This is a genomic window from Candidatus Foliamicus sp. (assembly GCF_965221325.1).
Lineage (GTDB): Bacteria > Pseudomonadota > Gammaproteobacteria > Steroidobacterales > Foliamicaceae > Foliamicus.
Window position 1 is genome coordinate 853,995 of the sequence record NZ_OZ244880.1, and the last position, 13,163, is coordinate 867,157.

The window sequence follows — 13,163 nt, forward strand, 5'->3', positions numbered from 1 at the left end:
GTGCGATGCAACCAACTTATACGGAATTGACCCGCCTACGCTTCTCCTTGAACAAACACTATTCGCTGGGGGAACATCGGTCTCAGCATTGAAAGAAGTGCCATGAGCAAACAGAGATACTGCTCTGAGTTCAAGTATGACGCCTTGCCGTTCGCGCGGCGGGTCATCAGCAAGGACGGTGCGTGAAAGCTCGATTCTTCGACGCCGACCGCTGGTCCGAGCGCTTGGCGGGGGCGCTTGCGGCGCTAGCGCGGGGCCAAGAGCCCTATCTTCAGGAATATTGGCGGACGTATCCTCGTAAGCGGCAAATTGTCGGCGGTAGAGACGAAACACTGTTTCCGCTGGACGACCTGCGCATGGTCTATGCTGACGCGCGCCGCTGCGGAAGGCTCGACAAGGAAGCGGAGTACGCTCCCCTTTGCGCGCTGCTTGATCCGGCACGGTACGCTCTACTCTCGCACCCAAAGCTTGAGCGTATCGTAGCATCCGGCCGGAACATTGGAGAGAACGACTTTTGGATGCAGCTTGTGAACTCAGGGGTGTCGGTCTCTGCGGGGGACCTGATTGCCGGGTTGATGGCGCGGGCCGCAGAGTGCTCCGGAGACGGTTTTCGCGCGGCCGCTCTGGAACTGAACGCTTTTCTGTCGCCGATCGGACACGAAGGGGCGGCGGAAGTGCTGCGCGACCTTGATGAGGGTTGCGACGCGCTGCTGTTCTACGGCCTGACCGTGAGAGAGAGGATAGAAATCGGAAACGGCATGGCGATTCTTCCGTACGGGGAAGTGCGGCGCTTCGTGGGCCGGGAACCGATCGAAAAACTCGCACCGCAAGGCGCCGGTTTCCACGAGTGGCGCTCCGTGGGCGCAGTCATAACACCGTTCCAGTGGCGACCGGTTTTCCGTCTGACCGGCAACTTGAACGAACCGGTGCGTTGCCCACCGGCAGATTTTTTTCCGGATGCTCGGAAGTTCCTGGACCTGCTTGCCGTGAGCCACGAAGCGGCTGTGCTGCCTATCGCAAAGATTCCGAATTGCATCGACAGTTCGGCGGCTCGTCTTTTCGGTATGGAGAGCGATGGTCCAGGAGCGCACAAGACGGGGATGGCTGATCGATTCGACGGGTTTGCCGAATGTCCGGAGCTAAATCCGTCGGCGTTCGACGAGGCGCGGGAGGCCTTCGGAAATAGCGGAAGTGAGGCATATGGACGACTGGGGCCTTTCGTCGTGCGGCTGGCCGAGGCGCTTGGTCGGGACGGGCGTCTTGGAATGGGCGACAAGATCGTAGACGTCGTGATCGCGCTGGAGGGCATGTTCGACTTGCCAAAATGGAAAAAGCGTCGAAAGTTGGAAGCACGGGTTTCCGGCTTTCTCGGAGCCGATGCTGACGATAAGCAAAAGATTAGCGAAGCCGTCGGAAATCTGTATAACGCCCGCTCTGATATTGTTCACAGTGGGTCGAGCGAGGCGTCGTCGTTCAAGAACGGCGCGGCATTCGTCACGGGGTTCACCCTCGCCAGGAGGTCGCTTTTCAAGTTGCTGCGCGAGGGTACCCCGGAGAATTGGGACGAGTTGGCCACTGCGGACGAGTGACCGATGGGCGAATCAGGGATTGTATGAACTCGGGGCCGCCCGCGACTCCTTATGCCGCCCACCTCTCTGACAGCGCCTCGGCTTGTTGCAGAACAGTTTGCACGGCGGCCGCCCGCAGATCGGGCGGATAGCCGTGCTTGCGAAGGATACGCTTGACCAGGACCCGCATTCGGGCGCGTGTGGACTCGCGATGCTGCCAGTCCACAGATGCGTTGCTCCGCAGGCTGTTCAGCAGTTCTTGGGCGATGACGCGGAGGTGTTTGTTGCCCATGACCTCGACCGCGCTCTCGTTCTGGGCCAGGGCGTCGTAGAAGGCGATTTCGTCTTGGCTGAGGCCTTCTTCCTCGCCGCGCTTGTGGGCGGCGCGGATGTCCTTGGCGAGCCTGATCAGTTCCTGAAGGACCTCCGCTGTCGTGAGGGCGTTGCTGTGGTAACGGGCGATGGCTTCCTGAAGTCGCTCGGAGAAAGAGCGGGTCTCGACGACGTTTACGCGGCTTCGGGAGCGCAACTCGCCTTTGATGAGCTTGCGCAGCGCCTCCAAGGCGAGATTCTTCTTGGCCATTCCCTGAATTTCCGCCAGAAATTCATCAGAGAGAATGGAAATGTCCGGGGTGTCCAGTCCTGCGGCTTCTAGAATATCGACGATCTCGGTTGAAACGACGGCGCGGCTGACGATCTGCTGGACGGCGAGGTCGCGTTCGGCTGACGATTTGGCTGTGCCGGGCGCGCTTTTGGCGAGCGCCGCGCGCACGGTCTGGAAGAAGCCTACTTCGTCGCGAATGTCTCGCGCCGCATCGCTGGCAGCCGCGAGTGCGAACGCCTTGGTGAGCGCCAGCACAGCGTCGTTGAAGCGGCGATGGACACGCTTCTTGCCGTCCTCCGTAGATTGCTTGGCGGCGTCGCGTTGCTGCATGGCCAGAACCCACTCGATGGCGCCAGCAAGGACGGCCAGTCGTTCCTGAGGCGAGCCCGAAAGCCCCTTGCGGTAGTCGAAACCGTGGAACATGGCGCTCACGATCTCGTGTTTCTCCCGCATCAGCGCGACGACTTGAGCCTCATCGATACCGGCATGCTTCCGATCCTCGCGTGAATACTGGCCGAGGGCGGATTTCAGGTTCTGCGCAATGCCGATGTAGTCCACGATCAGCCCGGCCGGCTTGTCGCGGAATACACGGTTGACGCGGGCGATAGCCTGCATCAGCCCGTGCCCCCGCATCGGCTTGTCGATATACATCGTATGCAGGCTCGGTGCATCGAAACCGGTCAGCCACATGTCCCGCACGATCACCAGCTTGAGCGCGTCATCCGGGTCCTTTATCCGCTTGGCAAGCAGTTCCCGGCGCGCCTTGCCCCCTATATGCCGTTGCCAGTCCTTTGGGTCCGAAGCAGCGCCGGTCATGACGATCTTGATCTTGCCTTTCTCGTCATCGGCACTGTGCCAGCCAGGCCGCAGTTTGACGATTTGGTCATAGAGCGCGACGCAAATTCGGCGGCTCATGCAGACAATCATGGCCTTGCCGTCCAACCCGGCAACTCGGGCCTCAAAGTGCTCGACGAGATCCCGGGCAACCAGACGCAGACGCTTCTCCGTGCCGACGACCGCTTCGACGCTTGCCCATCTGCGTTTGAGCCCCTCCTGGCTGCTTTCGTCCTCGTCTTCGGTTAGCTCCGCGATCTTGTCGTCGAGCTTCGGCTTTTCGTCCTCGTCGAGCTCGATGCGGGCGAGCCGGCTCTCGTAGTAGATCGGCACCGTCGCGCCGTCCTCGACACCGCGGTTGATGTCGTAGATATCGATGTAGTGGCCGAATACGGCCGGGGTGTTTACATCGTCCTTCTCGATTGGCGTGCCCGTGAAGCCGATGAAGGAGGCGTTTGGCAGAGCATCGCGCAGATACTTGGCGAAGCCGTAGGAGATTTCCCCGGTCTGGCGCGCCACCTTCGCACGGAAACCATACTGGCTGCGGTGCGCCTCGTCGGCGATGACCACGACGTTGCGGCGGTCGGTGAGCACCGGGTATTCGGACTCGCCGTCCTCGGGCGCAAACTTCTGAATGGTCGTGAACACAACGCCGCCAGCAGCCCGGTCCAAGGCCTTCTTTAAGTCCTCACGGCTTTCGGCCTGTTGCGGGGTCTGACGGAGCAGGTCGCGGCACATCGAGAACGTGGCGAATAACTGATCGTCCAGATCATTGCGGTCGGTTATGACAACAATGGTCGGGTTCTCCATCGCCGAATCGGCGATGATCTGTCCGGCGTAGAACACCATGAGAAGGCTCTTTCCCGATCCCTGGGTGTGCCAGATCACACCGATGCGCTTGTCGCCCTCATCCTGCGATGCGACCGAAGGCAAGCCAAAGTCGGCTGGGTCCTCGCCCACACTCGCCGCAAGTTTTGGCAGGGCGCGTAGGGTGGACGCGACCGCGCGACGCACCGCGTGGAACTGATGATAGCCGGCCACGATCTTCACCAGCCCAGCGCCGGTGTCGCCGAACACGGTGAAGTCCCGGATCAGCGCGAGGAACCGGGTTTTCTCGAATACGCCCTTGATGACGGTTTCGAGTTCCGGCGAGCCCTTCGGGGCGATGGTGGAGCCGTCCACCGTGCGCCACGGCATAAATCGTTCAATACTGGCCGTCAAAGAGCCGATGCGCGCCTGAACTCCGTCCGAGGTCATCAGCGCGGCATTGGTGCGAAACAGGGAAGGAATTTCGTCCTTGTAGGTCTGGAGTTGGTTGTACGCCCCGTCGAGCGTGGCACTCTCGTCGCCGGGGTTCTTCAATTCGATCACGGCCAGCGGCAAACCGTTGACGAATAACACAACGTCGGGGCGACGGTTTTTCTGTCCCTCGATCACGGTGAATTGGTTTACCGCGAGCCAGTCGTTTTCATCGGGAGCATCAAGGTCGATTAGCCGGACGGCATCGCCGCCGAAGCTGCCGTCTTCCCGGGCAACCTCAACGGGAACTCCTTCGATCAGATAGCGATGCAGTCGGCGGTTTTCCTCGACGAGCGAAGGCGTTTCTGACTGCCGCAGCTTGCGGAGAACGTCCTCCAGTGTCTCGCCGGACAGGTGCGGGTTGAGTCGAGCGAGTGCCTTGCGGAGCCGGCCGTCCAACAGCACCTCGCCGTGGCTGCCGCGCTCCGGTGTAGCGCCCTCCGGGCCGATGTCCGGCCCGTGCAGCTTGGTGTAGCCGAGTTCGCGAAACCACTCGAGCGCGGCGTCTTCGACCTCGGTTTCAGATACCGCGCTCATTCCGCAGGGGCTTTCAACAGATTCATGACGAGGCGGGTCATCAGGTCCTTGTTGGCTGGGGCGCTCTCGGCGATCAACAGCGTGAGCGCGGTCAACGCGCGAGGGTCGAGCCGGTGGCGGATACCCTCCTGCTGCATGTAAAGCAGAAACAACAGGGCGCCGATGCGCTTGTTGCCATCGGTGAAAGGGTGGTCCTTGACGACGAAGTAGAGCAGGTGCGCCGCTTTTTCCTCGCGGCTGCGATAGAGAGGTTCGCCGAACATGGTCTGTTCGATATTGCCGAGTATGGCGGCGAGTGCGTCGCCGCGAAGATTGCCGAACAGCGTGGTGGCTTCGCCTTTCTCCGCCAGGTCGCGTCTGAATGCGGCCACGGCGCCCAGTGCTTGGTCGATGTCCAGCGCGCTTGTGGCGGGCCGTGCGCCGGATGGCTGCCGGAGCCGGTCCTCGTCATATTCCAGCAGCAGGCGCCAGGTAGCGGCGTAGCCGGTAATGAGCTCAAGCACGGCATGCCCGGTCTCGTCTACCAGCGCCTGACTCTTGAGTGTTCGAGCCAGTAGGTCGAGCGTTTCTCGCGCTTCGTCGAGCCCGCGCTCGGCCAATCGGCGCTCGTTTGCGGTGAAGCCGCGCACCAGATGCTCGCGCACGGTGCGCGTCGCCCATTGGCGGAACCGCACGCCGCGCTTGGAGTTGACGCGGTAGCCGACCGAAATGATCGCGTCGAGGTTGTAATGTTTCACCCGGCGCCGCACCTGCCGCTTTCCCTCCGTTCGAACTACTAAGAAATCCTTAGTAGTTGCCTCAGCTTCCAATTCACCGCTGGAGAACACATTCCGCAAGTGCATAAGCACGTTTTCCGGCGTCGTTCGGAACACGGTCCCCATGTCGCGCTGCGATAGCCAAACCGTCTCCTGCTCCAGGCGCACATCGACGCGCACCTCGCCGTCGGCGCTCTCATAGACCAGGATCTCGCCGCCGGGTACGGCGGTCGGGGTATCGTCATTCATCGCTCCAAAGCCCTCCTTGACAAGCACCGGGACCTGCCCCACCGAGCCACGGTGTGGATGAACCTGTGGGCGACCATTACGGTTCGAATGGTCGATATTCGATAAGGACGGACTGGCCGACGATGTCGACGATCGCGACCGTCCGTTCCGTGCCATGGGCGTCTGTCAGCCGTATCGGTTTGCCGAGGAGAAATGGTACGGGTTGCTGCCGTCCCTCGTCGATCGCGATATTGTCGGCGTAAAGATAGGTTCGATCGGAATTATCGCGTATCGGGTTCAGCCGTCCGCGCAGGCCAGGAAGACGCCCCGTGCCCTGAGTAAAGATCACCGCGCCGCCGGCCCCGAGCGGTTCGAGTTCGAGCAATAGACCGCCCCGATTCGGGGTCCACGCGCGCTTCAGTCCAGCCCGATACCGCCGCCCAGCGGCATAGACCGTCATCGGCAGGTGCGTCGTATAGAGGTCCAGCGCAGCTTCGCCGGTTTCGTCGGTGAATGCCTGCACCCACGTCTTGTTGGGAAAGAGCGCAAGGACCTCGATTCCGGCGAGCGGTTCACCGCCGGAATGCACCGTAACCGTGGCGTCGGCGGGAACAAGCTCAAGCTTTGCAGCCGGGATGCGCAGCACCAGACTCGACTCATCCACGATCTCATATTGCGGCGGCATGCCGGTGGCTTCTTCGGTTTCCTTGCGAATGATCGACACGCCGTCGCCCCGGCGTTCCATCAGGTATCTGCGATGATCAGATCCCGCCACCCTGGCAACGGGGATGCGGCCGAACACGGAAGCGATTGTTTCGTTGCGGGTGGCCTGACTGGCTTCCATTCCTTCGATAGTCATGCCGTTGGGAAGCCGGCCAGGCGAATCGATCTCCAGGCGGTCCTTGAACATGGATAGACGGATCATTCGCGCGGACATGGAATAGTCGCGATGCGCAACGGCATTGACCACCGCCTCGAACACGGCGGCGCTGCTGTACTGCGGCACGTCCTCCCTCTCCGGTGTCTTGCGCGCGGAAACGCGCATGTTGCGCACGACGAACTTGACCGCATCCGCGATCTATGCAGACAGCGGGCCAACGATTTCCTGCGCGTCCAACTGACCCGAGGCGCGATCCGATCCGCGATAATGCGTCGCCAAGATCGTCGCTTGAGGCAGCCACTCCTGCGGTGACGGGGTACACAGCAATACGCCGGCCACCGTTGCCCTGTCCACGCCGGCGTCGTCTTCCGCCAGCAGGCGGAGATTCCGCAATCCACGCCGCGGCTCCGTCGCCCCGGCCACGCTGAGCAGCGGCTCCCAGAGGCGTTCATCAAGCGTTTCGAATCCGGTCTCCGGCACAATCTGCCTGTCAAACCAGAAATAGCGGTTCCGCGCTCGATTTTGCGCCAGCCTCAGGCTCTCATCTCGCAAAAGACGCCGCTTGCTTGCGCCAACTCGGATGTATGCCTGTCCACTTCGTTCATGCAGAGCCTCACCGCGCGGCACGGCGACCAGCACGAACGCCTTGCCATCCAGTTCCCGATGATGGCCATCCACGCGCAACGGCGGCTCAAGTGAGTCCTTGCCGACCTCGACAAGCAGGCGATCCAGAGCGACCATCTGTTCTCGCGACATGCCCTGGATCGTTCCTTCGTCGGTCACCCCACACAGCACGATGCCACCGTCCGCTTTGGCGAACGCGCCCAACTCGTCGGCGAGATCGTCTCTGCGCGGACCGGTGGGCGTGTTGCCGCTGAACGCGATCTGCTTGAATTCCCACCGGCTGTCCTCGCCTAGGCGAAGCTGGCGGCGAATATCTTCGTCCCGGATCGTCATATGACGGTCTCTATAGAGGCTTCGGCCTCACGTATGCGGATTTCTCCGGACATGAGTTTCGGTAGGAGGAGGTCGCGAAGTTCCGCGAGAGTTCGACTATTCAGATTGTTTTTTACCGCAAGTTCCACGATCGGGCCGATCCATTGACCAAGTAACTCAAGGACATTTGCGGGTGGGCAGATCGCTATCGCTTCTCTCAAGTGCCGCCGCTGAATGTGTCCCATGGTTGTCGCCTTAGAGGCTGCGATTGCTTGAAACTCCTTCAAGTGATGGTGAATCCACTGACTAAAGAACCACGACGGGAATCTGTCCGAAGTCACCTTAAACAGATGCTGGTTGAGTGCTCCGTCGCCATTCGTCCAGAACTTCGCAAGCAAACTACCGGACCAAGAGAACAGGAAGTCTCCGTCCCTTACGGTGTATTTGTGAGGGATATCGCGCGATGCCCGGGTTGTTTTGGCCGTTATGCCTCCGCGCAGCTCGGCAATCTTGATGACCGGTAGGCTGCCACCTGTGTCGGAGGCTGGAAACTTCTGCAGAGCCAAGCCGTTGAGAAATTCTGCTATTTCGTCAAGGGGTGCTCTTGTCCACCCGACCGGCTTGCCCTCGTCGTCCAGAGCGTCGGGGAACAGTTCCCAGAGTTCGGGCGCGAGGTAGGGAGCGCGCCCTTCGGCCTTGGCGCGCGTGGGGCCGAAATCGACAAACCAGTCCTTGAAAATCGCCCGCGCCATTGCTTCTAGCGTCTCGTTCATGCGGCGGTTCAGTTCGATTTTGTCGTCCAGCGTACCGAGGATGTGGGCGATCGCGCGTTGTTCAGCAAGTGGCGGTATTGAAACATGCAACTTTTCGAAGCAGCCAGTTGGAACTCGCTGGCGCCCCGAAGTGCCGGTCATCTGTCCTACAGCGAAACTTCTAACATCGGGCGACTTGGCGAGGTAATGAACATACTCAGAGTCGCTTACGTCAGCTCGGCCACGCAAAACGATGAATTCTGTGGAGCCGTGTGCTGGACCGTTGTCGTCTGGAAAAGATGAATCGAATCTAGAGATCTTTCCGTTTTCGAGGCAGGGCGTAATGCGGGCCATGAGTGTGTCTCCCGGCTCAAAGCGGGAGCCTCCTCCGGCGTAATCACGCTTAGTGATTGCTCGAACCGAGCGCGTTCCTGGGGTCAGTAGCGCCATTTCGACGTGGGGATAAGTGTGACCGCGCTTCAAAATAACAGGTGGGTTTATGGTTATGGCTTTACTAAACGGAAGGACTCGCCATGGAGATGAGGTTGGCCTACGATCGTTTTCGAGTTTCGAGATTAACGCGGCATGCTTGCGTTTGATCTCCTGTTTGAACGGGTCCGGGACTTCGTCCCAAACGAACAGATCGACTCGGAAAGGAAGATTGCTTTCTTCGTAGGCTTCTCGGAGGTTGCTAACTTGGGGCTTTTGTTCTGGTGTTGCGAATACGACCATGTCGAGGTCGGATGACGGTCTTGCGGTGCCACGGACGCGGGAGCCGTATACCCACGCTTCCGTGTCTGGAAGATGTCTCCGCAAGAGTGCCAGCAGCGCCTGTTGCTGTTCGGGAGTGATGTCGATGTCTGGGCTCAAGGCGTGCTCTCGCCACTCATGATTCGGTAAAGGTCAGCAGCGTCGTCGATGAATTGCGGCACCAGTGAAAGACATGCCTTGGCTTTTTCGCCGTCGTAGTCGTGCGATGTGTCGGTGCGGGCATCGGCGTAGCGAAGCCACCGCTCAATTGGGGTGGGAAGCAATCGGTTCTCATTTGCAATTCGGAATGTTGGCTTGGGGCTGTTGGGTGCGTCAGCGACACCCAAATTCTCGATCAGGTAGCGCTTAAGCACTTTCCAAAGACAGTCGTAGCAAGTTTCGAACCGCTGGATTACGGATTCGGCGATGCCTTCGCGGTCGAGGACGGAAAGCGCAGGATTTCCGTTTGCGAAATTGTCGTGCTGCTGTCGCAGTCGGTTGAGTGAAAGCCGGAGCTTGGTGTAATCGATCATGTCATTCCCATTGTAGGAACTCAGTTCGAAGACCGCCTGAGCACGAGCGCTTCGACAGTTCGCGCGGACGAGGCGCGTGAAGTCGCATCTCCCGGGTCGCCGTGCTGTCCTTCCCACTCGTGTTCGCCCGTGTCAAGTGCAATTGGGATGACGGCAAGACTGTCGGCGCGTATATCGTCGTAGCCTTGCTCGTACCCGTTGACGACCACCCGCAGGTCAGCGGGATAGGTTTTCAGGATTTCGATCAGCTGCGCGGTCGTCATCAATCGTCTCGGCATGTCGCTGATTTATCGACCCGTCGGCTCCACCGCTTTCGCATCGCACTCGATTGCCGCTTGGGCGCCGCGAACCGGAACCTCCTGCCCGTCATTCCAGGGGGTTCGGTCATGCCGGAGTCTTTGTGGGACACTTTTGTTCACCAAGGTCTCAAGACTAACAAAAAAATCGATAAATGCATACACAAGGTGCGTAGTGGAACACGTGTGTTCCTCAAAAAAACCTTTGTCCTTCGGCGATTTCCATTACGTCGACGTACGCGAAGAGCGCGGGCCGTTTCCCGCTCGCCTTGCGGATGGTTGTCAAGACCCCGGCTTCGGTCAGCCGCGAGAGAACCCTGCGCGCAGTCATGGTTACAGGAATTCCCGCGCCTGCCAGGAACGTTGTGCTGGTGAAGATGGGCCACCGGAATATCCAATCGAGCGCGTGGATGGCGTAGCGGGAGCCGGTCAGATCGGGTACCAGGAACTTCATCTCCTCGTAGAGATTAAGAATGCTCTGCATTTTGGCAAGATCGTCCTCCGCCTGGGTATTGATTGCCTCAAGGAAAAAGCGGCACCAGCCGGTCCAGTCGTCGTCCCGTGACACTGCAAGCAAGCCGTCGTAGTACGCATTCCTGCGGGCCTCCAGGCAAGCACTGATATAGAACCTCGGGCTGCGGATTAGGTTGGCTTGCCAAAGGAACAAGGGCACGAGCATGCGGCCGAGGCGGCCGTTGCCGTCCAGGAAGGGATGCAACGCCTCGAACTCGGCGTGCAGGATGGCGAGTTGCACGAGCTTGTCCGGCGCATCCGAGTGAATGTAGCGCTCCCACTGGGCCATGGCGTCCGGCAGAGCATCGGCGCCAATCGGCACAAACCTCGCCCGCTCAATGGTGCATCCTGGCGGTCCGATCCAGTTGGGTACGCGCCGGAATTCTCCGGGTGCCTTGCCGTGGCCGCGGGCGCCGTCCATCAGGATGGCGTGTGCTTTCCGGATCAACCGCAGCGACAATGGAATATCGGCAAGCTGCGTTTCCGCCCACCGCGATGCCCTGCGGTAATTCAACACCTCTTGAATGTCGTCGCGCCGGGCAGCCGACTCCGGGGCTTGGCCGGCTTCGAATCTCAGCACATCACTCAAGGTCGCATGGATTCCTTCGATACGGGATGACATCACTGCTTCCTGCAAGGTGAACGGCGCAAGCAGGACATCCGGGTTGGGGATGCTGGCGAGAATGCCGTCGTATCGAGCCACCGCCGCAGCCGCGGGGCCGATCACCGGAATCAGCTCGCGCCATCGCAGCCGGTCGTCCGGGGGGAAGGCGCCGGCACGGTAACGAACGGTGGCCATCAATCGCCTCCGAAGCCTAGTTTCTTCAGATTGGCAGTGATGATCGCGTCGAGTCTTGCGGCTTCCGCCTGTTGGTCGCGGATATGCGCCGCGAGTCGCTTCATCTTGTCCTCGAAGGGTTCGCCGTCGTCTTCTTGTGGCGCGGCGCCGACGTAGCGGCCGGGGGTCAGCACGTGATCGTGCCTGCTGATTTCTTCCAGAGTGGCGCTGCGGCAGAAGCCGGGGATGTCGTTGTAAGGCGGTGCTGACTTTTCGTGATCCTGGCTCTCTTTCGGAGGCGAAGGAGGTTCGGTGCCTTCACGCGGCCGTTTTTCGGAAGGGATGCCGGGAATTCTGCGCCAGGCGTGGTAGGTGTCGGCGATCCTGGCGATGTCTTCGTCGGAGAATTCCCGGCGCGTGCGGTCGACCATGTGCCCCAATTTGCGGGCATCAATGAACAGCACCTCGCCGCGTCGGTCGCGCTTGCCATTGCCGGGGTTCTTGTTCCGAGCGAGAAACCACAGGCACGCGGGAATCTGCGTCGAATAGAAAAGCTGGCCGGGCAGGGCGATCATGCAGTCCACCACGTCAGCTTCGACCATGGCGCGGCGAATATCGCCCTCGCCGGAAGTTGCGGTGGACATGGAGCCGTTCGCTAGCACCACCCCCGCTGTTCCGTTAGGGGCAAGGTGATGATGGATGTGTTGCAACCAAGCGTAGTTGGCGTTGCCAGCCGGCGGCACGCCGAAGGTCCAGCGGGCATCGTCGCGCAGCCGGTCGCCGCCCCAGTCCGAGACATTGAAGGGCGGGTTGGCGAGGATGAAGTCGGCCTTGAGGTCCGGCAGCTCGTCCTTGTGGAAACTGCCCTCGTTGTTCCAGCGGATGTAGGCGTCGATGCCGCGCACGGCGAGGTTCATCTTGGCGAGCCTCCAAGTCGTGCGGTTGCTCTCCTGGCCATAGATGGCGATGTTGTCTCTGCGTCCGCCGTGTTCCTCGACAAACCGTTCGGACTGCACGAACATGCCGCCGGAACCGCAGCAGGGGTCATAGACACGGCCCTTGTAGGGTTCCAGCATCTCGACCAGCAATCGGACAATGGAGCGTGGCGTGTAAAACTCGCCGCCACGCTTGCCTTCGGCCCCGGCGAAACCGCCGAGGAAGTACTCGTAGACCCGGCCCAAGATGTCGCGGGAGCGGTCGGCCTCCTCGGCCATGCCGATGCCGCTCACCAGGTCGATCAGCTCGCCGAGCATGACCTTGTTTAGCGCCGGGCGGGCGTAATCCTTTGGGAGAACGCCCTTGAGCGAGTCATTGTTGGCCTCAATGGCCAGCATCGCCTCGTCGATATCCTTGCCGATGCTCGTCTGCTTGGCTCTGGCTTGCAGACGCGACCAGCGAGCCGCCTTCGGAACCCAGAAGACGCGGTCGGCGAGATACTCCTCCCGGTCCTCGGCGTCGGCGCAATCGTGCTTCAGCAACTCGCTCCGCTTAGCTTCGAACGCGTCGGAGATGTACTTGAGGAAGATAAGGCCGAGGGCGACATGCTTGTAGTCGGACGGCTCCATGTTGCCGCGCAGCTTGTCCGCTGCGGCCCAGAGCTGTTTCTCGAAGCCGAGATTGGCGCCGCTATTTTTCGCTCGCTTCGCCATGTGGTCCTTGACCGTCGTTCTTCAACGCAGAGGCAATTTGCCCAACTGACCCCGTGGAGGCCAAGTTCAGTGTGTTCGACACGATTCCCGTGGTCGGCCGTTTCGCCGCCATTCGCGTGACCGATGCTCCCTTATCAATCAATATGATAGCGGGTGATGGGGCGCCGGTGTACGAGTTCACCACATCTGGGAGCAGGCCTTTCTCGCGGCGACCCCCTAAGTGACACTGCAAGATACCGAACAAGTAGCAG

Annotated in this window: 10 protein-coding genes; 1 reads left to right on the plus strand and 9 read right to left on the minus strand. The window is 60.5% G+C overall.

Annotation, left to right across the window (positions count from 1 at the left end):
- Positions 1-182 precede the first annotated feature (182 nt).
- The gene (locus ACWCOO_RS03940) at positions 183-1,589 is read left to right on the plus strand and encodes a hypothetical protein (RefSeq protein ID WP_446831655.1); all 1,407 of its coding nucleotides are present in this window, start codon (positions 183-185) and stop codon (positions 1,587-1,589) included.
- A gap of 49 nt (positions 1,590-1,638) precedes the next feature.
- On the opposite strand, the gene ACWCOO_RS03945 is transcribed toward ACWCOO_RS03940, so the two are convergent.
- The 9 genes from ACWCOO_RS03945 to ACWCOO_RS03985 form a co-directional block, all read right to left on the minus strand.
- On the minus strand, positions 1,639-4,842 hold the full coding sequence (locus tag ACWCOO_RS03945; protein WP_446831656.1) for a type I restriction endonuclease subunit R: 3,204 nt from the start codon (positions 4,840-4,842) through the stop codon (positions 1,639-1,641).
- Entirely contained in the window at positions 4,839-5,846 is a 1,008-nt protein-coding gene (gene rhuM / locus ACWCOO_RS03950; protein ID WP_446831657.1) for a RhuM family protein, read from the minus strand. The genes ACWCOO_RS03945 and rhuM overlap by 4 nt, the downstream gene beginning before the upstream one ends.
- Before the next feature lie 76 nt (positions 5,847-5,922).
- Complete coding sequence (locus ACWCOO_RS03955) at positions 5,923-6,807, minus strand: ATP-binding protein (RefSeq protein ID WP_446831658.1); 885 nt, start codon at positions 6,805-6,807, stop codon at positions 5,923-5,925.
- A gap of 96 nt (positions 6,808-6,903) precedes the next feature.
- The gene (locus ACWCOO_RS03960; protein WP_446831659.1) at positions 6,904-7,662 is read right to left on the minus strand and encodes an AlbA family DNA-binding domain-containing protein; all 759 of its coding nucleotides are present in this window, start codon (positions 7,660-7,662) and stop codon (positions 6,904-6,906) included.
- Positions 7,659-9,263 (minus strand): restriction endonuclease subunit S, encoded by a 1,605-nt coding sequence (locus ACWCOO_RS03965; protein WP_446831660.1) that lies wholly within the window; start codon positions 9,261-9,263, stop codon positions 7,659-7,661. Before ACWCOO_RS03965 ends, ACWCOO_RS03960 begins: the two co-directional genes overlap by 4 nt.
- Entirely contained in the window at positions 9,260-9,676 is a 417-nt protein-coding gene (locus ACWCOO_RS03970) for a nucleotidyltransferase substrate binding protein (RefSeq protein ID WP_446831661.1), read from the minus strand. Before ACWCOO_RS03970 ends, ACWCOO_RS03965 begins: the two co-directional genes overlap by 4 nt.
- Before the next feature lie 20 nt (positions 9,677-9,696).
- On the minus strand, positions 9,697-9,939 hold the full coding sequence (locus ACWCOO_RS03975; protein WP_446831662.1) for a hypothetical protein: 243 nt from the start codon (positions 9,937-9,939) through the stop codon (positions 9,697-9,699).
- Between the two features lie 226 nt (positions 9,940-10,165).
- Positions 10,166-11,284: a Fic family protein gene (locus tag ACWCOO_RS03980; protein WP_446831663.1), complete on the minus strand. Its 1,119-nt coding sequence runs from the start codon at positions 11,282-11,284 to the stop codon at positions 10,166-10,168.
- Positions 11,284-12,912 (minus strand): class I SAM-dependent DNA methyltransferase, encoded by a 1,629-nt coding sequence (locus ACWCOO_RS03985; protein WP_446831664.1) that lies wholly within the window; start codon positions 12,910-12,912, stop codon positions 11,284-11,286. Before ACWCOO_RS03985 ends, ACWCOO_RS03980 begins: the two co-directional genes overlap by 1 nt.
- Positions 12,913-13,163: the final 251 nt, after the last annotated feature.